This is a genomic window from Caldibacillus thermoamylovorans (assembly GCF_000751775.1).
Lineage (GTDB): Bacteria > Bacillota > Bacilli > Bacillales > Caldibacillaceae > Caldifermentibacillus > Caldifermentibacillus hisashii.
In genome coordinates, this window is sequence record NZ_CCRF01000001.1 from 13,747 (window position 1) to 37,252 (window position 23,506).

Annotated in this window: 24 protein-coding genes, 3 tRNA genes, 1 other RNA gene and 1 other annotated feature; of the genes, 24 read left to right on the forward strand and 4 right to left on the reverse strand. The window is 36.6% G+C overall.

What is annotated here, in order from left to right:
• The first annotated feature begins 10 nt into the window (after nucleotides 1-10).
• From guaB to BT1A1_RS00075, 4 genes are all read left to right on the forward strand, one after another.
• The gene (guaB, locus tag BT1A1_RS00060; RefSeq protein WP_034766762.1) at nucleotides 11-1,477 is read left to right on the forward strand and encodes an IMP dehydrogenase; all 1,467 of its coding nucleotides are present in this window, start codon (nucleotides 11-13) and stop codon (nucleotides 1,475-1,477) included.
• Nucleotides 1,478-1,644: 167 nt separating this feature from the next.
• Complete coding sequence (locus BT1A1_RS00065) at nucleotides 1,645-2,934, forward strand: serine hydrolase (RefSeq protein WP_412097951.1); 1,290 nt, start codon at nucleotides 1,645-1,647, stop codon at nucleotides 2,932-2,934.
• 68 nt (nucleotides 2,935-3,002) lie between these two features.
• Nucleotides 3,003-3,221: a binding site (T-box leader), on the forward strand.
• A gap of 71 nt (nucleotides 3,222-3,292) precedes the next feature.
• Complete coding sequence (gene serS / locus BT1A1_RS00070; RefSeq protein ID WP_034766766.1) at nucleotides 3,293-4,567, forward strand: serine--tRNA ligase; 1,275 nt, start codon at nucleotides 3,293-3,295, stop codon at nucleotides 4,565-4,567.
• A 267-nt stretch (nucleotides 4,568-4,834) separates the two neighbouring features.
• Nucleotides 4,835-4,927: transfer RNA gene (locus BT1A1_RS00075), tRNA-Ser, on the forward strand.
• Between the two features lie 114 nt (nucleotides 4,928-5,041).
• Here BT1A1_RS00075 and BT1A1_RS00080 read toward each other — a convergent pair.
• Together BT1A1_RS00080 and BT1A1_RS00085 are read right to left on the reverse strand one after the other, a co-directional pair.
• A complete protein-coding gene (locus tag BT1A1_RS00080; protein ID WP_034766768.1) occupies nucleotides 5,042-5,701 on the reverse strand; it encodes a deoxynucleoside kinase in 660 nt (219 codons plus the stop codon).
• Between the two features lie 103 nt (nucleotides 5,702-5,804).
• Nucleotides 5,805-7,085, reverse strand: a complete 1,281-nt coding sequence (locus tag BT1A1_RS00085) for a LysM peptidoglycan-binding domain-containing protein (RefSeq protein ID WP_034766770.1) — start codon at nucleotides 7,083-7,085, stop codon at nucleotides 5,805-5,807.
• Between the two features lie 118 nt (nucleotides 7,086-7,203).
• On the opposite strand from BT1A1_RS00085, the gene tadA reads away from it, so the two are divergent.
• The 19 genes from tadA (at nucleotide 7,204) to rsmI (ending at nucleotide 19,616) form a co-directional block, all read left to right on the forward strand.
• Nucleotides 7,204-7,677 (forward strand): tRNA adenosine(34) deaminase TadA, encoded by a 474-nt coding sequence (gene tadA / locus BT1A1_RS00090; RefSeq protein WP_034766772.1) that lies wholly within the window; start codon nucleotides 7,204-7,206, stop codon nucleotides 7,675-7,677.
• Between the two features lie 105 nt (nucleotides 7,678-7,782).
• Nucleotides 7,783-8,047: signal recognition particle sRNA large type (gene ffs / locus BT1A1_RS17580), an RNA gene on the forward strand.
• 181 nt (nucleotides 8,048-8,228) lie between these two features.
• Nucleotides 8,229-9,920, forward strand: a complete 1,692-nt coding sequence (gene dnaX, locus BT1A1_RS00095) for a DNA polymerase III subunit gamma/tau (protein WP_034766774.1) — start codon at nucleotides 8,229-8,231, stop codon at nucleotides 9,918-9,920.
• Nucleotides 9,921-9,936: 16 nt separating this feature from the next.
• Nucleotides 9,937-10,257: a YbaB/EbfC family nucleoid-associated protein gene (locus BT1A1_RS00100; protein WP_034766777.1), complete on the forward strand. Its 321-nt coding sequence runs from the start codon at nucleotides 9,937-9,939 to the stop codon at nucleotides 10,255-10,257.
• A 97-nt stretch (nucleotides 10,258-10,354) separates the two neighbouring features.
• On the forward strand, nucleotides 10,355-10,951 hold the full coding sequence (gene recR, locus BT1A1_RS00105; RefSeq protein ID WP_034766779.1) for a recombination mediator RecR: 597 nt from the start codon (nucleotides 10,355-10,357) through the stop codon (nucleotides 10,949-10,951).
• 277 nt (nucleotides 10,952-11,228) lie between these two features.
• Nucleotides 11,229-11,456 (forward strand): YaaL family protein, encoded by a 228-nt coding sequence (locus tag BT1A1_RS00110; protein WP_034766783.1) that lies wholly within the window; start codon nucleotides 11,229-11,231, stop codon nucleotides 11,454-11,456.
• A gap of 118 nt (nucleotides 11,457-11,574) precedes the next feature.
• Nucleotides 11,575-11,838 (forward strand): pro-sigmaK processing inhibitor BofA family protein, encoded by a 264-nt coding sequence (locus tag BT1A1_RS00115; RefSeq protein ID WP_034766794.1) that lies wholly within the window; start codon nucleotides 11,575-11,577, stop codon nucleotides 11,836-11,838.
• Between the two features lie 363 nt (nucleotides 11,839-12,201).
• Nucleotides 12,202-12,275, forward strand: a tRNA-Ile gene (locus BT1A1_RS00120).
• A 75-nt stretch (nucleotides 12,276-12,350) separates the two neighbouring features.
• Nucleotides 12,351-12,423 (forward strand) — tRNA-Ala (locus BT1A1_RS00125).
• 675 nt (nucleotides 12,424-13,098) lie between these two features.
• A complete protein-coding gene (locus tag BT1A1_RS00140; RefSeq protein ID WP_034766798.1) occupies nucleotides 13,099-13,290 on the forward strand; it encodes a sigma factor G inhibitor Gin in 192 nt (63 codons plus the stop codon).
• 210 nt (nucleotides 13,291-13,500) lie between these two features.
• A complete protein-coding gene (gene tmk, locus BT1A1_RS00145; protein WP_034766799.1) occupies nucleotides 13,501-14,136 on the forward strand; it encodes a dTMP kinase in 636 nt (211 codons plus the stop codon).
• A gap of 185 nt (nucleotides 14,137-14,321) precedes the next feature.
• Nucleotides 14,322-14,651: a cyclic-di-AMP receptor gene (locus BT1A1_RS00150; RefSeq protein ID WP_034766826.1), complete on the forward strand. Its 330-nt coding sequence runs from the start codon at nucleotides 14,322-14,324 to the stop codon at nucleotides 14,649-14,651.
• Between the two features lie 102 nt (nucleotides 14,652-14,753).
• Complete coding sequence (locus BT1A1_RS00155) at nucleotides 14,754-15,194, forward strand: YaaR family protein (RefSeq protein ID WP_034766801.1); 441 nt, start codon at nucleotides 14,754-14,756, stop codon at nucleotides 15,192-15,194.
• 101 nt (nucleotides 15,195-15,295) lie between these two features.
• The gene (gene holB / locus BT1A1_RS00160) at nucleotides 15,296-16,297 is read left to right on the forward strand and encodes a DNA polymerase III subunit delta' (RefSeq protein ID WP_034766803.1); all 1,002 of its coding nucleotides are present in this window, start codon (nucleotides 15,296-15,298) and stop codon (nucleotides 16,295-16,297) included.
• Between the two features lie 13 nt (nucleotides 16,298-16,310).
• The gene (locus BT1A1_RS00165; protein ID WP_034766805.1) at nucleotides 16,311-17,138 is read left to right on the forward strand and encodes a PSP1 domain-containing protein; all 828 of its coding nucleotides are present in this window, start codon (nucleotides 16,311-16,313) and stop codon (nucleotides 17,136-17,138) included.
• A gap of 14 nt (nucleotides 17,139-17,152) precedes the next feature.
• Nucleotides 17,153-17,521, forward strand: coding sequence for a DNA replication initiation control protein YabA (gene yabA / locus BT1A1_RS00170; RefSeq protein ID WP_034766807.1), 369 nt, complete (start codon nucleotides 17,153-17,155; stop codon nucleotides 17,519-17,521).
• A 200-nt stretch (nucleotides 17,522-17,721) separates the two neighbouring features.
• Nucleotides 17,722-18,465: a tRNA1(Val) (adenine(37)-N6)-methyltransferase gene (locus BT1A1_RS00175; RefSeq protein WP_034766809.1), complete on the forward strand. Its 744-nt coding sequence runs from the start codon at nucleotides 17,722-17,724 to the stop codon at nucleotides 18,463-18,465.
• Nucleotides 18,452-18,736, forward strand: a complete 285-nt coding sequence (locus BT1A1_RS00180) for a GIY-YIG nuclease family protein (RefSeq protein ID WP_034766811.1) — start codon at nucleotides 18,452-18,454, stop codon at nucleotides 18,734-18,736. The genes BT1A1_RS00175 and BT1A1_RS00180 overlap by 14 nt, the downstream gene beginning before the upstream one ends.
• Nucleotides 18,711-19,616: a 16S rRNA (cytidine(1402)-2'-O)-methyltransferase gene (gene rsmI, locus BT1A1_RS00185; protein WP_051988935.1), complete on the forward strand. Its 906-nt coding sequence runs from the start codon at nucleotides 18,711-18,713 to the stop codon at nucleotides 19,614-19,616. The genes BT1A1_RS00180 and rsmI overlap by 26 nt, the downstream gene beginning before the upstream one ends.
• Nucleotides 19,617-19,967: 351 nt before the next feature.
• Here the strand turns inward: rsmI and BT1A1_RS00190 are convergent, their stop codons facing one another.
• Together BT1A1_RS00190 and BT1A1_RS18305 are read right to left on the reverse strand one after the other, a co-directional pair.
• Nucleotides 19,968-20,252: an AbrB/MazE/SpoVT family DNA-binding domain-containing protein gene (locus tag BT1A1_RS00190; RefSeq protein WP_034766814.1), complete on the reverse strand. Its 285-nt coding sequence runs from the start codon at nucleotides 20,250-20,252 to the stop codon at nucleotides 19,968-19,970.
• Nucleotides 20,253-20,506: 254 nt separating this feature from the next.
• Entirely contained in the window at nucleotides 20,507-20,782 is a 276-nt protein-coding gene (locus tag BT1A1_RS18305; protein ID WP_152641351.1) for a hypothetical protein, read from the reverse strand.
• A gap of 548 nt (nucleotides 20,783-21,330) precedes the next feature.
• Between BT1A1_RS18305 and metG the strand changes: the two genes are divergently transcribed.
• A complete protein-coding gene (gene metG / locus BT1A1_RS00205) occupies nucleotides 21,331-23,310 on the forward strand; it encodes a methionine--tRNA ligase (RefSeq protein ID WP_419177825.1) in 1,980 nt (659 codons plus the stop codon).
• The last annotated feature ends 196 nt before the right edge of the window (nucleotides 23,311-23,506 follow it).

The following is a 23,506-nucleotide window of genomic DNA, read 5'->3' on the forward strand; positions in this document are numbered from 1 at the left end:
CGCATAAACGATGTGGGATCATAAGTTTGTGAAAGAAGGACTGACTTTTGACGATGTTTTATTAATACCCGCTAAATCTGAGGTATTACCTAAAGATGTTGATTTGTCTGTATCATTAACAGATACGTTGAAATTGAATGTCCCGATTATCAGTGCCGGTATGGATACGGTAACCGAGGCAGAAATGGCGATTGCAATGGCAAGACAAGGTGGATTAGGAATTATCCATAAGAACATGTCGATTGAAGAGCAAGCTGAGCAAGTCGACCGTGTTAAGCGTTCTGAAAATGGAGTAATTACTGATCCTTTTTCTTTAACTCCTGAACATCAAGTTTATGATGCTGAGCATTTAATGGCAAAATATCGGATTTCCGGTGTTCCAATTGTAAATAACAAAGAAGAACAAAAACTGGTTGGGATTATTACAAATCGTGATCTTCGTTTTATTGAAGACTATTCAATTAAAATAAAAGATGTTATGACAAAGGAAAATTTAATTACTGCAACGGTAGGAACAACCATTGAGGAAGCAGGGAAAATTTTACAAAAGTATCGGATTGAAAAATTGCCGTTAGTTGACCAATCGGGTGTTTTAAAAGGTTTGATCACTATAAAAGATTTAGAAAAAGTGATTGAGTTTCCAAACGCTGCAAAAGATGAACAAGGCCGCTTGCTTGTTGGGGCTGCAGTCGGTGTTACAAAGGATACGATGAAAAGAACGGAAATGCTCTACAAAGCGAATGTTGATGTAATTGTTGTGGATACTGCTCACGGGCACTCTAAAGGTGTAATTGAGGTTGTTAAACAAATAAAAGAGTTATACCCTGATTTAAATTTAATCGCCGGGAATGTGGCAACAGCTGAAGCTACGAAGGAATTATTTGAGGCCGGTGCAGATGTTGTTAAAGTAGGTATCGGACCGGGTTCCATCTGTACAACCCGGGTAGTGGCCGGTGTCGGTGTTCCGCAAATTACTGCCATTTATGATTGTGCATCGGTAGCTAGAAAAATGGGAAAAGCAATTATTGCTGACGGGGGCATTAAATATTCCGGAGATATTGTAAAAGCACTTGCTGCAGGTGGTCATGCTGTAATGCTAGGAAGTTTGTTAGCAGGAACTTCAGAAAGTCCCGGGGAAACCGAAATATTCCAAGGCAGAAGATTTAAAGTATATAGAGGGATGGGATCTATTGCTGCAATGGAAAAAGGCTCCAGTGATCGTTATTTCCAAGAAGATAATAAAAAACTCGTTCCTGAGGGAATTGAAGGACGAGTTCCATATAAAGGTCCTTTAGCCGAAACAATCTATCAATTAGTTGGTGGCATTCGTTCTGGTATGGGTTATACCGGGGCAAAAACTTTAAAAGATTTAAGAGAAAATGCCCAATTTATTCGCATGTCCGGTGCAGGATTAAGAGAAAGTCACCCACATGACGTTCAAATTACAAAAGAAGCACCAAACTATACATTGAATTAACTGTTTTTATAAAATCATAAAAATCCCATGAAAAAATGGGATTTTTTTCTGCCCCATTAGAGTCTATTTTTTTAAAAAAAGATATGTTACACTAAAAATTAGTGTTTCAAGTTAATCTGTTGGAGGGAATATCGTTGTTTAAAAAGAAAAAGCCAATAATGATATACATGATAATCAGTTTTCTACTAATGGCCATGTTGCCTTTCGGAGGGAAACAAGTTTCAGCTGAGACCGATTCTCTTAATTTGAAAGGATCTGCTGCTATTTTAGTAGATGGGAACACCGGAAAAGTTTTATATGAAAAAAATGCTGATGAACTGCTTGGTGTGGCAAGTATGTCAAAAATGATGACTGAGTATATTGTTTTAGAAGCAATTAAAGAGGGAAAAATAAGCTGGGATCAAAAGGTTACCATCAGTAAATTTATTCACGATTTATCCAGTCCGAGTTTAGGTGTTTCAACAGTTGGATTAACCGAGGGAGAAACTTATACGGTTAAAGAATTATATGAATCGATGGCTATTCATTCTGCAAATGCTTCGACCGTAGCACTGGCTGAATTAGTAGGTGGTTCCGAGGAAAATTTTGTTAAATTAATGAATGAGAAGGCAAAAAAACTTGGTTTAAAAGATTACTATTTTGTTAATTCATCTGGTTTAAATAATGCAGATATGTTGGGAAATCATCCTGAAGGTACGGATGCAAATGATGAAAATAAAATGTCAGCACGTGCAACTGCCAAATTAGCCTATCGATTAATCAATGATTTTCCGGAAGTGTTACAAATTGCCAGCAAACCGGTTTTGAATTTTCGTGGTGAAGAATTTAAAAATTTCAACTGGATGCTTCCTGGTTTGGTTTATGAATACGAAGGTGTGGATGGTTTAAAAACAGGATCCACCGCATATGCAGGTTATAATTTTACTGCAACTGCAGAAAGAAACGGCCAACGCTTAATTTCTGTCATCATGAAGACAGGTTCACAACAAGAACGGTTTGAAGAAACAAAAAAACTTCTTGATTACGGGTTTAATAATTTTTCAAAAGAACAATTGTTCCCTAAAAACCATGCTGTAAAGGGAAAAACTTCTTTACCGGTAGTAAAAGGGAAAGAAGACTCTGTTAAAATTGCTACGAAAGAACCGTTAAGTTTAGTTATAAAAAATGGAGAAAAGGAACAATATAAACCTAAACTGGTTCTTGATGAAAAGAAAATAAATAAAGAGGGTAAGTTGACAGCACCGGTCAAAAAAGGGGAAGTTGTCGGCTATGTTACTTATCAATACAGTGGAGATGATTCAGGATTTTTATATCCGGACCAAACAGTAAAGGTTGATGTGGTTGCCAAAGAAAAAGTTGAAAAAGCAAATTGGTTTGTCTTAATGTTCAGAGGCATGGGTGGCTTTTTCGGAAACCTTTGGGATGGCATTACATCGAAAGTTTCTTCTTGGTTTTAGTTAATCATTTATGTTTAGGTTATTTTGATTCTTTATTGATGTTCAGATAAAATAATGAATTTCATACAGTTAATTCGATGACAGGAAATAGTAACAAGTTCATTTGTTTTAAGAGAACTGATGGTTTGGTGCAAATCAGCGGCAAATGCTTGTGAATCCATCCTTGAGAGTGGTACTGAAAGGGACAAGTAAGTACTGCCGGCAAAAACCGTTATAATACCGAGAGGCAAGTATACGAATGCTTGCAATTAGGGTGGCAACGCGGATATGAAACTTCCGTCCCTTCATTGGGATGGGAGTTTTTTTCATTACGACACTTTCTTCCTATAAAAATTTTGAATGAATCGGGGGTATGAATATGTTTGATATTAAACTTCTTAGAAAGAATTTAGCAGAAGTAAAGGCAAAACTTGAACATCGCGGTGAGGATTTAACTGATTTGGATAAGTTCAGTACATTGGATCAAAAGCGGCGGCAATTAATTATTGAAAGTGAACAATTAAAGAAAAAGAGAAATGATGTATCAGAACAAATTGCTATTTTAAAGAAAGAGAAGAAAAATACCGACGCTCTTATTGGCGAAATGCGTGAAGTAGGTGAAAAAATTAAAAAACTGGATGATGAATTACGGGGAATTGAAGAAGAATTACAAACCCTTCTTTTATCCATTCCAAATTTGCCACATGAATCCGTCCCAATTGGTGATTCTGAGGACGATAATGTAGAAATCCGTAAGTGGGGAGTTCTTCCGCAATTTGATTTTAAACCAAAACCGCATTGGGATGTTGCAACTGAATTAGGGATCATTGATTTTGAACGTGCGGCAAAGGTGACGGGAAGTCGTTTTACTTTCTTAAAAGGTCAAGGGGCTAAATTGGAACGTGCATTGATTAGCTTTATGCTTGATCTTCACACGGAAGAGCACGGTTATACAGAAATGTTGCCACCGTATTTAGTTAATCGTGCAAGTTTAACAGGAACCGGTCAATTACCAAAATTTGAAGAAGATGCATTTCTTGTTGAAAAAGAAGATTATTTCCTGATTCCAACTGCAGAAGTACCTGTGACCAATTATCATCGAGATGAAATCTTATCAGGTGAAGAATTGCCTTTGAATTATGTTGCCTATAGTGCATGTTTTCGTTCAGAAGCGGGATCTGCCGGTCGTGATACGAGAGGATTGATCCGTCAACACCAATTTAATAAAGTTGAACTAGTAAAATTTGTAAAACCGGAAGATTCTTATGAGGAATTAGAAAAGTTAACCGGACATGCAGAAAAAGTATTACAACTGCTCAAGTTACCGTATCGGGTCATGAGTATGTGTACTGCGGATTTAGGATTTACAGCAGCAAAAAAATATGATTTAGAAGTATGGTTGCCAAGTTACAATACTTATCGGGAAATCTCTTCTTGCAGTAATTTTGAAGACTTCCAAGCAAGAAGGGCGAATATCCGTTTTAGAAGAGAACCAAAGGGAAAACCGGAATTTGTCCATACACTGAATGGTTCCGGATTAGCAATTGGACGTACGGCTGCTGCAATTTTGGAAAATTACCAACAAGCAGATGGAAGAGTGTTGATACCGGAAGTTTTACAACCTTATATGGGTGGAAAAGAATATATCGGATAAACGCTGGTTCATATAATAATGGAAATCAGCGAGGAGTTTACCTGTTGTGGGTATTAAATTTTATTCAGGACTTTTGCAGTTAAATTGATGAAAAAACAGCCATGAACCCGCGTAATTACGAGGTTTTTGGCTGTTTTCATTTGTCAAAAAGTTGTAGTGTTAGTAATCTTTTTGTACACCGCCTTATGTTATAAATTTCTTGATCTTCATGATTGTGACTACATTGACTTTTTATTTTTGCCATGATAATATACTTTTGGTCGTGATGGAGGAGTACCCAAGTCTGGCTGAAGGGGTCGGTCTTGAAAACCGAGAGGCGGGTTAAACCGCGCGGGGGTTCGAATCCCTCCTCCTCCGCCATATTATTGATAACAACGCATAATAATTGGAGAATGAAAAAAACGGTCTTTAGGGAGAATCTCTAAAGGCCGTTTTTTCCATACGTGGCAGTGAAGGTATTCCGGAATACAAAGCTTAGGCTCCTTTACTATTAAGGATAAATGACATTTTACTAACAATTTCTTCAATTGATTGATTATTGTCAAACACATCATAATCATGAATATCTAACCGGAGAATCGGACATGCATGAAAGGTATTGATCCATTCTTCATAACGTTCATACATTTCCAGCCAATATTCAACCGGCGTGTTTTGCTCCATTGGCCTTCCCCTTTCTTTAATCCGGGCAAGAACGTCATCAATTGAACCTCTTAAATAAATTAAAAGAGTCGGATGCTGAAAAAAAGGAGTCATCACCATTGCATCAAATAAATTCTTATATGTTTTGTAATCTATTTCCGTCATATTTCCTTTTTCATAATGCATTTTTGCAAATATCCCGCTATCTTCATAAATAGACCGATCCTGTACAAATCCACCCCCATATTCGAACATCCGCTTTTGTTCTTTAAATCGTTCACCTAAAAAGTAAATTTGCAAAGGAAAACTCCATTTTTTAAAATCACGATAAAATTTCTCTAAGTATGGGTTATTATCCACCTTTTCAAGTGATGCTCGGAAATCAAGAGCTGAAGCCAGTGCCTTTGTAAGTGTAGATTTACCGACACCAACCGTCCCTGCAATTGTAATCACGGCTCGACTAGGTATATTGTATTTTTCCCGTAAATTCATTTCTCATATACTCCTTCAGCTGTTATGGGCAAGTAGTATGATGCCTGTTCGATCATTACTTAATTAAGTATACTTGATTATGGGTCAATTACAATCGTTTAAACTATCGTTTTCTTACATCAAAATTTTCTGCAATTAACAACCAATTTTGCGGGAAAGAAAGACCAAGTTTCCAATAACTGATTCCTCGTAAATTTAATTCTTTAATAAGATCAAATTTTGCTTGTATACTTCGAGCATCCTCAAACCAAACTCGATGTTCTTGCCCATTTGCACCTCTATAGTTAAAAAATGGTGCTTGTGCTTGGGTATCATATTGGATGGGAACATTATTTTGAGCTGCTAACTGGATTGCCTGTTGCGGACTGACGGCACGAGCAACAGTGCCAGGTCGAAAGGGAAGTGTCCAGTCATATCCGTATAAGTTTTGCCCCATTAAGATTTTTTCTGAAGGCATTTCGGTAATTGCGTACTCTAAAACATCACGAACGGGCCCGATTGGTGAGACTGCCATTGGTGGACCGCCACTATAGCCCCATTCGTAGGTCATAATGACGACAAAATCAACAATTTCTCCATGAGCTCGATAATCATGTGCTTCATACCAACGTCCGGGTTGATCCGCTCTCGTTTTGGGTGCTAAAGCAGTGGACAAGAGCCATCCTTCCCTGCTAAATCGATCTTTCGCTCTTCGTAAAAAACGATTGTATGCCTCCCTGTCCTCTGGTCGTAAATACTCAAAATCAAAATGAATATCACGAAAACCGAGCCTTTGAGCAGTTGATACGATATTGTTCAAAAAGGTGGTTTGTACGTTTTGATCATTTAATAATATTCTCCCCAATTCATCACTAAATTGATCGTTTTCTTGATTCGTAATGACCATCATTAACACATTTTGATTTGCCCTTGCAATAGCCGGGAATTGATTTAAAGGGGGCTCCCGTAATGAGCCGTCACGTAAAGCCTGAAAACTAAAAGGGGCTAAATATGTTAAGTATGGTGCCGCCTCTCTTGCACTGTTTTCTAAATTTGGAGTTACGGTCCCCCGGGGTTCAACATATGCATTAATTTCTTTTGTTACTTTTGGCAATGGGGGTATATATAGTCTTGTACCGATTGCGAGCGGACTGTTGATAGAGATTTGATTTATTGAGGCAAGCTGCTGGATAGTAATTCCAAATCTTTGTGTAATGGAAAATAAACTATCACCCGGTTGAACCCAGTAAAAACGACCGATAATCGGAATGACGAGCGTCTGACCTACGACAAGGCGATTGGGGTTCGGTATTTCATTTGCTTCAATCAAATCATTAACTGTTGTATTATAGGCTTGTGCAATACCGAACAAAGATTGTCCTTGTTGTACAACATGAATTTGCATTACCATACCTCCTCGGAATGACACTACAGAAATTTTATGTTATAAGTTCAAAAAAAGAATTATCGTTTATAATTTACATAAGAAATAATCATTTTGTTTTTTATAAGGAGAAGCTTGAATGGATCGCGATACATATTACATGCAAATGGCAATAGAAGAAGCATTAAAGGCAAAACAAAAGAATGAAGTTCCAATCGGTTGTGTCATTGTATTACATGACACGGTTATCGGTCGAGGTCATAATTTACGTGAAACAGAACAAAATGCAACCGCCCATGCAGAAATGATCGCAATTCAACAGGCATGTCACACTTTAAAAAGCTGGCGGCTGGAGGATGCGGAATTATTTGTCACCTTAGAGCCGTGTCCCATGTGTGCCGGAGCGATTCTAATGTCACGAATTAAACGTGTTGTCTACGGTACCGGAGATCCAAAAGGCGGTTGTGCAGGAACATTGATGAACTTATTAGACGATAGTCGATTTAACCACCAATGCGAAGTGACAAATGGTATATTACAAAATGAATGTTCGAAAATGTTAACCACTTTTTTTCAGGAATTACGGATGAAAAAGAAAGGGTTTCTTTCCTGAAATACGAGGAAACAATTAACAATGGATAAACCATTGCAATTTTACTAATTCCTTAGTATACTAAATATACGTCATTAAGACGTATGAACTTTGGTAGCAAATTTGCCGTGCTAGGTGGGGAGGTAGCGGTGCCCTGAACCTGCAATCCGCTCTAGCAGGACTGAACTCCTACCCGAGGCTGTCTAACTGTAGGGCCTGTCTTACACAAGTGGTGTTGACGTTTGGGTCCTGCGCAATGGGAATCCATGAACCATGTCAGGTCCGGAAGGAAGCAGCATTAAGTGGAATCTCTCATGTGCCGCAGGGGTGCCTGAGCTGAGCTAACTATGTAAGCAACGCCTATGGTTAGCAGTCGAAGGTTGGTGCACGGCAGTTACTTACATAATAGCAATTCAAACATCCTATGTTAAGGATGTTTTTTTTATAGTAAAAGAAATGGGAAATAAGGTATAATAAAAAGACGGATGTTTTGTAATGTGTTGCTGATAAATTTGAAATGTAACTATGCAACTAAACAATAGGGAAAATTGTTGAAGGGGGAGTATTATTTAATGCCTTATCAAGCATTGTATCGTGTATGGCGGCCACAAATTTTTGAAGATGTAGTTGGACAACAGCATGTAACAAAAACATTACAAAATGCCCTCTTACAACAAAAAATTTCTCATGCCTATTTATTTACCGGACCTAGGGGAACAGGAAAAACAAGTGCCGCAAAAATTTTAGCAAAGGCAGTGAATTGTCCGAATAGGGAAGCGGCAGAGCCTTGTAATGAATGTTCTATTTGTAAGAGCATCACGGATGGATCAAATCCGGATGTAATCGAAATCGACGCTGCATCCAATAATGGTGTTGAAGAAATTCGTGATATTCGCGATAAAGTCAAATATACACCGAACATGTCTACGTTCAAGGTATATATTATAGATGAAGTTCATATGTTATCCATTGGTGCGTTTAACGCATTGCTAAAAACTTTAGAGGAACCGCCAAAGCATGTAATTTTCATATTAGCGACTACGGAACCCCATAAAATACCGTTAACGATTATATCCCGGTGTCAACGTTTTGATTTTAAGCGGATTTCTCCCCCAAAAATTGCTGAGCATATGGGTTCTATTATTAACGACTATGGGTATGAATATGATCAACAAGCATTGGAACTGATAGCAAGAGCTTCTGATGGCGGGATGCGGGATGCGTTAAGTTTACTGGACCAAACCATTTCCTTCAGTCAAGGAAGAATAAGTATTGAAGATGCACTCGTCATAACGGGTTCTGTATCACAACAAATATTACATCAAATTGCCGGTTCGATTCTTGAAAAAAATCCGCAAGCAGCATTAACTTTTTTACATACATTATTAGGAGAGGGAAAAGATCCGGTCCGAATTATTGAAGATATGATTCAATATTTCCGGGATATACTTGTATACAAAAATTCCCCGGGTACGCAAGATTTTTTGGAACGTGTAATTGTCGATGAAGATTTTCAAAGATTGGCGGAACAATTTGATTCTGATGAAATTTATGAAATCATTAATAGGTTTAATCAAGTTCAACAAGAAATGAAATGGACAAATCATCCTAAAATTATTCTGGAAGTTTGTTTTGTCCAGTTATGCCAAGCAAACTTTCGAAATCAACAAGCAGCTGTTTCCTCTGATTTGATTACACAACTACAAGAGAAAATTGCTTACCTGGAAGATCAAATTCAGCAATTGCAAGTACAAGGCATTAGTGAAGGACAAACATCAGAGGAAAGTAATAACAAGCAAAAACAAACAAAGACAGTTAAGCATACATTTAAAGCTCCGGTTGGTAAAATAGAAAATGTATTAGCAAATGCGACAAAGCAAAATTTGCAACAAATCAAAAACAACTGGGGGTCGATTTTGGAAAACTTGAAGAAGTCACATGCTGCATTGTTAAATGATGCTGAACCAGTTGCCGCGTCATCCCAAGGCTGTGTAATTAAATTCAAATATGAAATTCATTGTCAAATGGCAATAAATAATGGAGAATTTATTAGTACATTAACTAGTTTGTTTCAAAAAGTTACAGGACATCCAATAGAAGTAATTGGTGTTCCCGAAAATCAGTGGCTGGAAATCCGTCAGTCTTTTTTAAATGAACATCGAGACCTTGTTAAAGATCAAAAGAAATCGGACAATAGCGGAGACCCCCTGATAGATGAAGCAATTAAATTATTTGGTGAAGATTTACTGGAAATAAGAGATTAACATTGGAGGTAAAATTATGCGTGGAATGGGAAATATGCAAAATATGATGAAACAAATGCAAAAAATGCAAAAGAAAATGGCAGAAGCACAAGAAAAATTAGGTGAAGAAAGAATTGAAGGAACTGCAGGCGGTGGAGCCGTATCTGTCGTTATTTCTGGACATAAAGAGGTATTGGAAGTAAAGATAGATGAAGCAGTTGTTGATCCCGAAGATATTGAAACACTTCAAGACTTGATAGTTATCGCTACAAACGATGCATTGACAAAAGCGGACGAACTGACTTCCCGAACAATGGGACAATTTACCAAAGGTTTGAACATCCCTGGTCTATTTTAAAGGAGAAGAAAGGTAGCAATACTGGTAAAAATGATGAATAAGTTAATTGCCTAACTCCTGATGGCCAGCGCTTTTCTTAATAGGAGGCCTAATTTGAATGTATTATCCAGAACCGATTAGTAAGCTGATTGATAGCTTTATGAAACTTCCCGGAATTGGTCCGAAAACTGCTTCACGATTAGCCTTTTTTGTATTAACAATGAAGGAAGAAACGGTATTGGATTTTGCTAAAGCACTTATCAATGCAAAAAGGGATTTGACATATTGTTCTGTTTGCGGTCATATTACGGATCGCGAACCTTGTTATATTTGCAGTGATCAAAGTCGTGATCGCTCAGTTGTGTGCGTGGTTCAAGATTCTAAAGATGTAATCGCAATGGAAAAGATGAAGGAGTATCATGGATTATATCATGTTTTGCAAGGTTCAATTTCTCCTATGGAAGGTGTTGGACCTGAAGATATTAACATCCCAAGTTTACTTAAAAGGCTCCAAAATGAAGAAATTAAAGAACTGATATTGGCTACGAATCCAAATATTGAAGGTGAAGCAACGGCAATGTATATATCAAAGTTAGTAAAACCGTCCGGTATTAAAGTTACTCGAATTGCTCATGGATTACCTGTGGGAGGAGATTTAGAATATGCGGATGAAGTAACATTGTCGAAAGCGCTTGAAGGAAGAAGAGAATTATAATATTTTTTCTTTGTTAACGGAAAAATAAAGGTAAACGTCAATTTGTGGGGTTTTTCTTTATCCCCATTGATTGTAGGAAGTACACAATAAATAATGATCCCACGTCTTTATGGCAATGCGGTGTGTGACCAATAGTGTTGTGATCCGAACCAATTGGCCTTTTGCAGTAAGTCCCTCTCCCATCCGGTTTCTTCATGAACTCGAATTTTAAGGTGGGCATTTGACTTGCTAATAAGAGTGGGATATAAAAAGGATTGATTTTTAAGGGGGAGTACAAGTGCTCTTTAAACGTAAAGGGTCACTAAAAAGGGAATATGATAATAAGCTTTTGTTTCAAATAGAAGAATTAAAACAGAAATGGAAAAATGAAAAAAGTCTGTACGATAAATCTTTTGATATGAATGATGATTTTAAGCACCAGGTGGAACTTACAGAATTGAAGTATTTATACTTATTTAGGGAAGCCAAGGCCAGGCAATTAAAAATATTTGATAAAAATAAGTGATATGAAAAGAACCGTTTTCTTTTAGGGATTATGTAACCTAAATAGGTAATGGTTCTTTTTTTGTGGATTTCAACATAAATATTTTAATGGTACAAGCATTAATTTACGGAGGGATTATATGGAGCCTTCATTAGTAATTGGAATTATCGGAGGAATAATTGTGCTTCTCCTATTATTTGGTACACCGCTGAAATTATTTCGCTTTTTTGGTCAAAGTATTATAAAAATATTGATTGGTGCTTTATTATTATTTTTTCTTAATGCGTTCGGCAGTAATTTCGGTATCCATGTACCTATCAATTTAATTACAGCAACAGTTTCAGGGTTTTTAGGAATACCCGGTGTATGTGCGCTTACTGTCATTCAATTATGGATTATTTAAGCCCATATTCCATATATGACTAAGATTGATAAAACTATCCTGTTATAGACATTTTTACGTAATTGGTCGATAAATCAGTCTATAACGGGAATGAACGAAATCGGGGGAATTTTTGTGTGAGTTTGACAAACAATTGATTACTTGATAGTATAGAAAGGTCGTTAAATTAGGAACTTGAAAACAGAACAAGACAAAGCGGTGCGGATGTATTACGACCTTTCTAAAGGAATGGAAGACGAAAGCGACTCGAGGTACTGCTGACGAAGCGTTCCTTATGTCCAACGACGTACGGACTGGCCTATGAAAAGCGCAACGTTCTGTAATAACGCCGGCAACTTTGAAGGCGCAATAAATATTGAATATGGGCCTGTAGCTCAGCTGGTTAGAGCGCACGCCTGATAAGCGTGAGGTCGATGGTTCAAGTCCATTCAGGCCCATCATATTCATAATAAAATTTGGGGCACGTCATCTCTAAGTTTTTGCGAGTCAATACCAGTTTTAAATAAATAGCCGGGGCCTTAGCTCAGCTGGGAGAGCGCCTGCTTTGCACGCAGGAGGTCAGCGGTTCGTCCCCTCTAGGCTCCATTAAACGAAAATAAACTAATTACGAAATTACGTGGTCGCAAGCTAGGAATAGTAAGTTTGGGCATGATGAAGAAAAAGTTACCAACGGACACATTCTGAACTCGGAAGCTAAATTTCTTTAGCCTTGATGTAGGGAATATACCCTTAGCGAGAGCAGGACGTTGCCGGACATATAAGGGACAGTGGATTTTCACTGTCCTTTTTTGTACGTTAAGAAAGTATAAATTTCCAGCAAAGAAGCGAATTCGACGTAGTTGGAAATTTTAAGAATGAAGTATAAGTGCTCTTGCGGCTTTGCCATCGCCAAAAGGCTCGGCAGTCGCCAAGTTTTCTTTAAATGAAAGAATAAAATTTGGAAAAAATTTTTTGAAATGGACTCAACTTGATTAACATTCATTTTATGTTGGAACGTTCAATTTTTGACAACGAACCCTATTCACGCAGACACTTTTGGTGAGATGCACTCATTTTAGTCGGCGAACCCTATTCTCATCGAAAATTTTTACCCCGATCCGACCTTTTTTGTTTTACCTTTTTACCTGGCGTTGAATAAGGCAAACAATTCTCCACATAAAATATATATAACGGACAATTAGCTAGAAAAATTGATTTCATAATGATAAATTGAATAATTTCTAGGTTAAGAGGGCATAATGCATATATGGAGGTGGAGGAATGATGGAAAAACTGAATGGGGAAACTTGTATTATTTGTGAGCAACAGAAGCAAAATGGATTTCATTTATATACATCATTTATTTGTATTGATTGTGAAAGAGAGATGGTTCAGACAGATACAGATCATCCGCTTTATAAATTTTATTTACAACAATTAAGTAAAGTGAGTCAAAAACAAATATTATCTTAGAAAAATAAAAAAGCAGATTAATCCTTAATTTTAGATTTCACTGTATAGTAGATTATACTTTAATTGTAATCAAATAAACGCTTGGAGATGTTCCAAGCGTTTCACTTATTTTATAAAAATAATTTGATCAAAAAATTGATGTTTGCCCTTATTGATGTATACTTGAATTATTAATATAAACATAGTTTGTTTTATAGGTGGAGGAGTCATATGGTAAAGGGTACGTTCATCACAGTTGAAGGTCCTGATGGTGCAGGAAAGACAACTGTTTTAAATATAATTGCGGAAGAATTGGCGGCTGAAGGTTATCCTATTGTGCAGACAAGAGAACCCGGTGGAAGCCCCATTGCTGAAAAAATTCGGCAAATCGTTTTAGATAAAAAACATACGGAAATGGACCCGAGGACAGAGGCGTTACTTTATGCTGCTGCAAGGAGACAACATTTAATAGAAAAAATCATTCCTGCATTAGAAAAAGGAAATATTGTTTTATGTGATCGATTCATTGATGCTTCAATTGTATATCAAGGTTTCGCAAGGAAAATTGGCATTGATGAAGTTTTGAAGATTAATCGTTTTGCCATTGAAAATACGATGCCTGATTTAACAATTTACTTTGATATAGAACCGAAAATCGGCTTGGAACGAATTCAAAAACATCGTCAAGGGGAAATGAATCGACTTGATTTAGAAACAATGGAGTTTCATAAAATGGTGAGAGAAGGATATTTGCAATTATTAGATCGGTTTCCCGACAGGATTAAGAAAGTTATGGCCGATCGACCGATTGAAGAGGTTAAAACAGAGGCAAAAAAATTAATTCTTTCACTGTTAGTAAAAAGATAACAATCCCGGTGGAAAATATTTTTTAACAGAAACGGATTCTAAACATAAATTATAATTAAGGCTAATGCCCAATTTTGGAATAACTGGAAACAGTAAAAATGGAAACAGAATATTTATTTCTTTCATCTGTTATTGGTATAATGGAAGTAAGAATCAGCCGGAATTTTAGGCAAGGGGGGATTAAGTTGAAACTAATATTGGCAGTCGTCCAAGACCAAGATAGTAATCGTTTATTAAATGCATTAATGGATCATAATTTTCGGGTGACAAAATTGGCGACAACGGGTGGATTTTTAAAATCGGGTAATACGACATTTATTATCGGTACGGAAGATATTCGAGTTGATAAAGCCCTGCAAATTATTAAGGATAACTGCAGATCAAGAGATCAATTAGTTGCGCCTGTTTCACCGATGGGAGGGAATGCTGATTCGTATATTCCTTATCCGGTTGAAGTAGAAGTTGGCGGTGCGACAGTATTTGTTTTACCTGTTGAACAATTTTTCCAGTATTAAAAATCAGGCAATCGGGGGTCCGGTTGCTTTCATTCTATTTTGAGTACGTGACCTCCTTTTGAAGGCAATACGTTTTGGGGTCGTTTGTAAGGGGGAATCAATTTGAAAGTTAATCAAAATCTTCATCTTTCACCGGAGTCGCTTCAAAAAGATATAAAGTTTCAAGGGCAAGGAAGCATAAACTTTCAAGAACTAATAAAAATGCAGAATGAAAAATTACAATCAGGAAATCTCCATGCGCTACTATCAGAAATCGAGAAAGCCGGAGATCGTTTAGCAAAATCGCGAAACTTTCGAGATTTAACCAAATATAAAAATTTGATCCAAAATTTTATTAAAGAAGCGGTCAATTTAGGAATCGGATTAAAGAAATCAAATACGTGGGACAGCGGAGGTCAAAGTCGCATTTTGCAAATCATTGAAAAAATAGATAAAAAAATTATCGAGTTAACCGATGAAATTTTAACAAAGGAAACGGAAAATATAAAAATTTTAAGTATTATCGGGGAAATAAAAGGATTAATTGTCAATTTATATACATGATGAATTGACAAGTAAATCCAGCTCCAACCGATTACTTGATATACTTAAAAAATATTTTTTAAAAATAACTGCACCACATAAAAAATGTAAGAGGGAAAAATATGAGTGATTTAAATGTAAGGACTTGGGATGAATTAGAAAAATACCAACCAACCGTCATGAAGATGCTCAAACAAATAATAATAAAAAATCGGATCGCTCATGCTTACCTTTTTGAAGGGATGAAAGGGACGGGAAAAAAAGAAATCGGCTTATTACTCGCAAAAGCTTTATTTTGTGAACAGCCCTTTGAAGGATATAAACCATGTGAAAACTGCCCCCAATGTAAGCGAATCAATCACGGGAATCACCCAGACATCCATTTGGTCGAGCCTGACGGGAATTCAATTAAAAAAGAACAAATATATTTTTTACAACAGGAATTTTCAAAAAAAGCGGTAGAGTCGAATCGAAAATTTTATATGATTATTCATGCTGATAAAATGACGACAAATGCAGCCAATAGCTTACTAAAATTTCTGGAAGAGCCCGGACAAAATACAACAGCCATTTTAGTAACCGAACAAATACAAAAAATATTACCGACTATTTTTTCCAGATGCCAACATATTACTTTTTATCCATTACCGAAACCGGAACTCATTAAAGCGTTAATCAATCACGGGGTTAAGAAGGATCGTGCTCCTTTACTTGCCAATTTAACAAACAGTCTGGACGAAGCATTACAAATGAATGAAGACCAATGGTTTTTACAAGCCAGAGATTTAGTGTTAAAATTATATGAAATCAAGACGAAACAAACGATTATGGATACGCTCCTGTTTTTGCAGACAGACTGGTTGCCGCTGTTTAAATCAAGGGAGCAGATCGATGTCGGTCTGGACATGTTACTCTTTATCTATAAAGATTTACTATATATACAGTTAGAAAAAGTGACAGAAGTTGTCTATCCGGATTATTACGCTGAATGGCAAAAGAATGCGCTTAAAGTATCCGGTAATCGGTTAACAGAACAAATCTCCCTTATTTTGGACGCAAAAAGGAGATTACAATCTAATGTCAATGGATTACTGTTAATGGAGCAGCTGATGATTAAGTTATAGGAGGGATCAGCTTTTGTATAATGTTGTTGGTGTTCGCTTTAAGAAGGCGGGAAAAATCTATTTCTTTGACCCGGATGGGATTGTCATTGAAAGAGGTCAGTTTGTCGTTGTCGAAACAGCAAGAGGAATTGAATTTGGAAATGTTGTGATTGCGAATAAACTTGTTGATGAAGACGATGTTGTTCTGCCTTTAAAAAAAGTTCTCCGTGTTGCCGATGAAAAAGATTATCTCCAAGTTGAGGAAAACCGGAGTGCGGCAAAGGAAGCTTTCAATATTTGTATGCAAAAGATATCGGAGCATTCGCTTGAGATGAAACTTGTTGATGTGGAATATACATTTGATCGTAATAAAATTATCTTTTATTTCACTGCAGAAGGTCGAGTAGATTTTCGTGAACTTGTGAAAGATTTAGCCGCTATTTTTAAAACGAGGATTGAACTTAGGCAGATTGGTGTTCGTGATGAGGCAAAAATGCTTGGTGGAATTGGACCGTGCGGAAGGATGCTATGCTGTTCAACATTTTTAGGTGACTTCGATCCGGTTTCAATTAAAATGGCAAAAGATCAAAATTTATCGTTGAATCCAACGAAGATCTCCGGCTTATGCGGAAGGCTTATGTGTTGCTTAAAGTATGAAAATGATGACTATGAAAATGCAAAAGAACAATTACCGGATTTAGGAGAATTTATTTATACTTCCCACGGCAACGGTAAAGTGGTCGGTTTGAATTTGGTAGAGCAAGTGATTCAAATTGAATTGATGGAGCAAAATAAGGTCATTGAATATACGTTGGATGAAATGATTGAAGAAGGTGTAATTTCTTCTAAAGCCGCGGATTGACGAGGTGGAACCAAATGAATAAAAAAGAGTTGTTTGATTCGGTGTCAAACATGGAGCAGAGGATCGGGGAACTATATAAACAGTTAGGTGAATTAAAACAAAATTTGGCTCAAATCATCGAAGAAAATCACTCACTGAAACTAGAAAATGAGCATTTACGGAAACGGATGGAAGAAATTGCCTTTCAAAAAGAGGCGAACCAAGAAAAAGAGGAAAATCAAAAGAACCAAACCGATCGAAAAAACTCCTTGGATATTGGAGAAGGTTATGATAACTTGGCCAGATTGTATAATGAAGGATTCCATATATGTAATTTACAATTTGGCAGTTTAAGAAAAGAAGGAGATTGCATGTTCTGTTTATCATTTTTAAATAAAAAGTAGTAACTTCGCCTTCCCGAATCAAGGAAGGTTTTTTCATTGGGTAGAAAGTAGAAAAATACTGGTTAAAAACGTTGGATTATTTAGCTCCACAAGGGAAGCGATGATAGCAAAACGATTTGAATATCGTCAATGGCATTTTCTGCTAGAGACGGCAAAAAAAGTACGAAAACAGCTTAATAAACATATTTTTGGAGGACTGCATGGTTTTTTTACGTGAAGATGAGCGTCTCGATTATTTGCTGGCTGAAGATTTACGGATTATTCAAAGCCCGTCGGTATTTGCCTTCTCTTTAGATGCGGTATTATTGGCGAAATTTGCTTATTTGCCTATCCAAAAAGGGAATATTATCGACCTTTGCACAGGAAACGGTGTTATTCCCCTTTTGATAAGCACGAGAACAAAGGCAAATATTACAGGGGTAGAAATTCAAGAAAGATTATATGATATGGCAAAAAGAAGCATAGAATATAACAAGCTCGATCATAAAATTCAAATCATTCATGGTGATTTGAAAGAGATGCCCGGGAAATTAGGTTACAACCAATTTGATGTCGTCACTTGTAATCCCCCTTACTTTCCTGTAACGGAGCGGACGATTATCAATGAAAGTGAATATTTTGCTATTGCAAGACACGAATTATATTGCACATTAGAAGATGTTGTGAAAGTGAGCAGCCAACTTGTGAAACCCGGAGGAAAAGCCGCTTTTGTTCATCGGCCGGATCGTCTTTTGGAAATTTTGGAATGGATGAAAAAATATAAGTTGGAGCCAAAACGGTTGCAATTCGTTTATCCAAAATCAGGTAAAGAAGCAAACACCATTTTAATTGAGGGGATAAAGGATGGAAAACCAAGTTTGAAAATTCTCCCACCATTGTTTGTTTATCAAAATAACGGCGATTATACGGAAGAAGTGAAAAAAATTCTATATGGAGACAAATAAATTTTATTTTTATGTTTTACAATGTGCAGACGGCAGCTTTTACGGAGGCTATTCTGTTGATTTAGAACGGCGGATTGAACAACATAATGCCGGAAAAGGGGCAAAATATACCCGGGGCCGGACACCGGTCAAACTTATTTATTCTGAATGTTTTTGGTCAAAAAGTGAAGCAATGAAAGCGGAGTATCGGTTTAAAAAGCTGACAAGAAAGAAAAAAGAGGCGTTTTTGAAGGAGTTTTGTACAAGTGAACATACAAAAAAGTTTTCTTAAGGATAAAGGAATATTATATATTGTTCCGACCCCTATTGGAAATTTGGAAGATATGACCTTTCGAGCCATTCGCATTTTGAAAGAAGTCGACTTAATCGCAGCGGAAGATACGAGGAACACAAAGAAATTAATGAATTATTTTGACATTCCAACAAATTTAACAAGCTATCATGAGCATAATAAAGAGTCGAGCGGTAAGTACCTCATTGAGCAATTACTGGAAGGGAAAACGGTCGCTTTGGTTAGTGATGCAGGAATGCCGGCTATTTCGGACCCGGGTTATGAATTGGTCCATCAAGCCGTGAACAAAGGAATACCGGTTGTCTCCATACCGGGGGCCAATGCTGCATTAACCGCCTTAACCGCTTCCGGAATTCGTCCTCAACCCTTTTATTTTTATGGCTTTTTATCGAGAAAGAAAAAGGAGCGGGACGATGAATTAAAAAAATTAAAAGCTATGGATGCAACACTTATTTTTTATGAGGCACCCCATCGGTTAACAGAAACCGTTCAAGCATTATATGAAGTTTTTGGGAAAAGACAAGCGGCTATTTGTCGGGAACTTACAAAAAAGTATGAGGAGTTTATTCGTGGTTCTCTTGCAGAACTGGTTGATTGGGTAAACAAGAATGAAATACGTGGTGAGTTTTGTATTGTTGTTGAAGGAAACCCGGAAACAGGCACAAACTCACAGGAAGATATATTTTGGCATTCAATGGATGTTATTGAACATGTAGACTATTACATAAATTTGGGGGACCCGTCCAAAGAAGCAATAAAAAAAGCAGCAAAAGATCGCGGGTTGCAGAAAAGGGATGTTTATCATTTATACCATGTAAAAAAGGTGGAGAAGAGTGACAGAAACAATTTCATGGAATGACATGTTAAAAAGAGAGGAAATGAGGGACAGAAAAAAGGGCGATTTTACCGGGCCCTTTTAGTTTATACGTTAAGAAAGTATAAATTTCCAGCAAAGAAGCGAATTCGACGTAGTGGGAAATTTTAAGAATTAAGTATAAGTGCTCTTGCGGCTTTGCCATCGCCTAAAGGCTCGGCAGTCGCCGAGTTTTCTTTAAACAATAATTTTCAGAAAAGGATGCGAATTCGACTGAGAAGGAAGTTTTGTTAATTATAGGCACAGTTGGGATATCACAGCCCAAAAAATTTTATATTTTTGTTGATTTCGCATCACGAGTTGCCAAAAGTCTCGGACGCCAAAATTTTTCCCTATCTATTTATCTAATTCAAATGAACGTTTAATTTCGTTAATCAATTTTTCTGCACCGTTTCGACTTAAAACAATTTTACCGTCGGCCAACACATGATTTTCATCTGAGATTTCACCTGTTATCATACAGGTCTTATTGGGTTTATATTTTTTCAGAACGATATTATCATTCTCAACATAGATTTCTAATGAATCATTTTCACTAATACCTAACGTCCGACGTAATTCGATTGGAATGACAACACGACCCAGTTCATCAACCTTTCTAACAATCCCTGTCGATTTCATAATATTTCCCCTCTCGAAAAGTAGTCAATTATCATTTTCCAATAAATTTTCTGCAATGTACCCTATTTCCTATAATTTTACCAATCCTTGTAAATAGCGTCAATAAAATAGGACAGCTGTTATATGATAGAAATGTTACAGATTTTCTGAATGAAAAAACCCGTGTTTTTAGGGGGAAAATGTGAGGCCGGATATCGGAGTTCCACACTGTTTTTTTGTATGGAAGCTGTATCTTTTTGAATAAACGGATATAATTAATTTACAATCTCTTTAGTTTCGTCAAGAGCAAAAAAATTTTCTTTCTTTAATAAAAGGGGTAATTGTATGTATTTATTTTTCTTTATCATTTTAGTTGTTACCGGAGTTTTATCAGCTGTTGACATTTTTGTAGGATTAAAAGATGTAAATGAAGGTGTAAAACTTTTGGTTAATTTGTCCAATGTATTATTTTTTCTTTCTTTGCTATTTTTTGTTTTTAAAAGTGGTACAAAGAGGGAACACAAAAATTGATTGAAATTGATAAAAGGCATAAGAGAATCTCTAAATTTGAAGATTTTCTTATGCATTTTTTAGTGACTTTCCTTGATGAGATATTCGATAAGTTTTTTGTCAGGCTTGTTGAATGAAATTTTACATCGATTCTTCGTAACTTTTTCAATTTGAGTCCATCAGAGTAAGGAAACTACTTCCGGTCTGTTTTTGAATATCTTCAAATCTACCTTTTTTAAATATAGAAGGATTTGTGTGATAAACGCATTTTTCCATTCGTAACTATATGCTCAACAGCAAACAAATACATATGAGAATGAACGATTAGTTGCACTTTTTCCGTTTTTTATGTATATTTTTTTCATATAAGCGGTTAAGATAAGATTATCATTCATCTTAAATACCAATGATAAAATTTTATTTAGCTCTCGGCCGCAACCTGAGGGCGTTTTCTTTACAGTATTAGAAAATATAAAATACTGGTCAAAAACTTTGGACAAGGTTTGATTATCTGGTTGTCCGGGTTCCAAAAGAGAAGCTATGAAAACAGTACTTGCGCTTTTCTTTATTTCAAGAAGTGAGGAGATACATAATGGCTGAAAAGAAAACATTTTATATTACAACACCTATTTATTACCCGAGCGGCAAATTACATATTGGAAATGCCTACTCAACGATTGCTTGTGATGTCGTGGCACGCTATAAACGGATGCGGGGATATGATGTATTTTATTTAACCGGTTCAGATGAACATGGACAAAAGATTGAAAAGAAAGCTAATGAATTAGGGATCACACCACAAGCATACGTAGACGGAATGGCAAAAGATATGCAAGATTTATGGAAACGCTTGGATATTTCAAACACAAAATTTATACGAACAACAGATGAGGAGCATGTAAAAGCGGTTCAACAAATTTTTGAACAACTTTTAGCCCAAGGAGATATCTACTTAGGGGAATATGAAGGTTGGTATTCAGTTTCTGATGAAGAATATTTTACCGAAACACAATTAGCTGAAGTTTATCGGGATGAAAACGGCAAAGTAATTGGCGGAAAGGCACCGAGTGGTCATGAAGTAGAACTTGTCAAAGAAGAGTCCTATTTCTTTAAAATGAGTAAGTATGCCGATCGTCTATTACAATATTATGAAGAGCACCCTGATTTTATTCAACCGGCTTCAAGAAAAAATGAAATGATTAATAACTTTATTAAACCCGGTTTAGAAGATTTGGCTGTTTCCCGAACATCTTTCAAATGGGGAATTCCGGTAAAAAGCAACCCGAAACATGTTGTCTACGTATGGATTGATGCGTTAGCCAACTATATTACCGCTCTTGGGTATGGCTCTGATGATGATTCTAATTTTAAAAAATATTGGCCTGCAGATGTTCATATGGTGGGGAAAGAAATTGTCCGTTTCCATACGATTTATTGGCCGATTATGTTGATGGCATTGGGATTACCGTTGCCGAAAAAGGTATTTGGACACGGTTGGTTATTAATGAAAGACGGAAAAATGTCAAAATCAAAAGGGAATGTTGTTTATCCGGATATGTTAGTGGACCGTTACGGATTAGATGCCGTACGCTATTATTTAATGCGTGAAGTCAGTTTCGGCAGCGACGGCGTATTTACACCGGAAGACTTTATTAATCGGATAAATTATGATTTGGCAAATGATCTGGGAAATCTATTGAATCGGACAATTGCCATGATCTCGCAATATTTTGACGGGACGATTCCTGCCTATCAAGGTTCAACGACTGAATTTGAAAAGTCATTACTGCAAGCCAACATCGACGGAATTCGGAATTATGAAGAAGCGATGGAAAATATGGAATTCTCCGTTGCTCTATCATCTGTTTGGCAAATGATTGGTCGCGCCAATAAATTTATTGATGAAACGATGCCATGGAAGTTAGCAAAAGATGAAACAAAACAGGAAGAACTAAAAAGTGTGCTGGCTCACCTGGCTGAAACATTGCGTAGAGTTGCGGTTTTATTACAACCATTCATTACGCAGGCACCAAAGAAAATGTTTGCCCAATTGAACATTCAAGATGAACATTTACAATCTTGGGATAGCTTAAAAGAGTTCGGTCAAATTCCGGCAGGTACAAAGGTGAAAAAAGCTGAACCAATCTTCCCGCGTTTGGAGCATGCCAAAGAAGTAGCGTATATTCAGGAGCAAATGAAAGGGGCAGCACCGAAGCAGGAAGAGGCAGAAAAACCGGAAACTTTACCGGAAATTACGATTGATGATTTTGCAAAAATAGATCTCCGTGTGGCAAAAGTTATTGCTTGTGAACCGGTGAAAAAGGCAAATAAATTACTGAAACTGCAACTTGATTTAGGCTATGAGAAACGGCAAGTGGTTTCAGGAATCGCTGAATTTTACAAACCGGAAGATCTGGTTGGCAAAAAAGTCATTTGTATTACGAATTTAAAACCGGTGAAATTACGTGGCGAATTATCACAAGGAATGATTTTAGCCGGTGAAAAAGACGGTATTCTTTCCTTGGCAACCGTTGATGAAAAACTACCAATTGGTGCGAAAGTGAAGTAATCGTAAAAAAAATATAATTTATAAAAAAGCTGCCTGAACTTTTGAACAATTCATGTCCCCGCTTTTTTGGGGAATGATAATACTCGGGCAGTTTTTTTTTGACTTAAGTGAGATGACGTAAGTGGGGTCGCCTTCTTATCATTATAATATAGTATAAAATACAAGTAATTAACTTTGAGTTAGTTTTATTATATAA

What these genes read in the sequence shown, in the direction of transcription:
- dnaX (WP_034766774.1), top strand. Translation starts at nt 8,229, where the DNA reads ATGCCTTATCAAGCATTGTATCGTGTATGGCGGCCACAAATTTTTGAA.
- tadA (WP_034766772.1), top strand. Translation starts at nt 7,204, where the DNA reads ATGGATCGCGATACATATTACATGCAAATGGCAATAGAAGAAGCATTA.
- guaB (WP_034766762.1), top strand. Translation starts at nt 11, where the DNA reads ATGTGGGATCATAAGTTTGTGAAAGAAGGACTGACTTTTGACGATGTT.
- yabA (WP_034766807.1), top strand. Translation starts at nt 17,153, where the DNA reads ATGAATAAAAAAGAGTTGTTTGATTCGGTGTCAAACATGGAGCAGAGG.
- BT1A1_RS00100 (WP_034766777.1), top strand. Translation starts at nt 9,937, where the DNA reads ATGCGTGGAATGGGAAATATGCAAAATATGATGAAACAAATGCAAAAA.
- BT1A1_RS00175 (WP_034766809.1), top strand. Translation starts at nt 17,722, where the DNA reads ATGGTTTTTTTACGTGAAGATGAGCGTCTCGATTATTTGCTGGCTGAA.
- BT1A1_RS00085 (WP_034766770.1), bottom strand. Translation starts at nt 7,085, where the DNA reads ATGCAAATTCATGTTGTACAACAAGGACAATCTTTGTTCGGTATTGCA.
- tmk (WP_034766799.1), top strand. Translation starts at nt 13,501, where the DNA reads ATGGTAAAGGGTACGTTCATCACAGTTGAAGGTCCTGATGGTGCAGGA.
- BT1A1_RS00190 (WP_034766814.1), bottom strand. Translation starts at nt 20,252, where the DNA reads ATGAAATCGACAGGGATTGTTAGAAAGGTTGATGAACTGGGTCGTGTT.
- BT1A1_RS18305 (WP_152641351.1), bottom strand. Translation starts at nt 20,782, where the DNA reads ATGCCTTTTATCAATTTCAATCAATTTTTGTGTTCCCTCTTTGTACCA.
- BT1A1_RS00065 (WP_412097951.1), top strand. Translation starts at nt 1,645, where the DNA reads ATGATAATCAGTTTTCTACTAATGGCCATGTTGCCTTTCGGAGGGAAA.
- BT1A1_RS00080 (WP_034766768.1), bottom strand. Translation starts at nt 5,701, where the DNA reads ATGAATTTACGGGAAAAATACAATATACCTAGTCGAGCCGTGATTACA.
- serS (WP_034766766.1), top strand. Translation starts at nt 3,293, where the DNA reads ATGTTTGATATTAAACTTCTTAGAAAGAATTTAGCAGAAGTAAAGGCA.
- BT1A1_RS00180 (WP_034766811.1), top strand. Translation starts at nt 18,452, where the DNA reads ATGGAGACAAATAAATTTTATTTTTATGTTTTACAATGTGCAGACGGC.
- holB (WP_034766803.1), top strand. Translation starts at nt 15,296, where the DNA reads ATGAGTGATTTAAATGTAAGGACTTGGGATGAATTAGAAAAATACCAA.
- BT1A1_RS00115 (WP_034766794.1), top strand. Translation starts at nt 11,575, where the DNA reads ATGGAGCCTTCATTAGTAATTGGAATTATCGGAGGAATAATTGTGCTT.
- BT1A1_RS00140 (WP_034766798.1), top strand. Translation starts at nt 13,099, where the DNA reads ATGATGGAAAAACTGAATGGGGAAACTTGTATTATTTGTGAGCAACAG.
- recR (WP_034766779.1), top strand. Translation starts at nt 10,355, where the DNA reads ATGTATTATCCAGAACCGATTAGTAAGCTGATTGATAGCTTTATGAAA.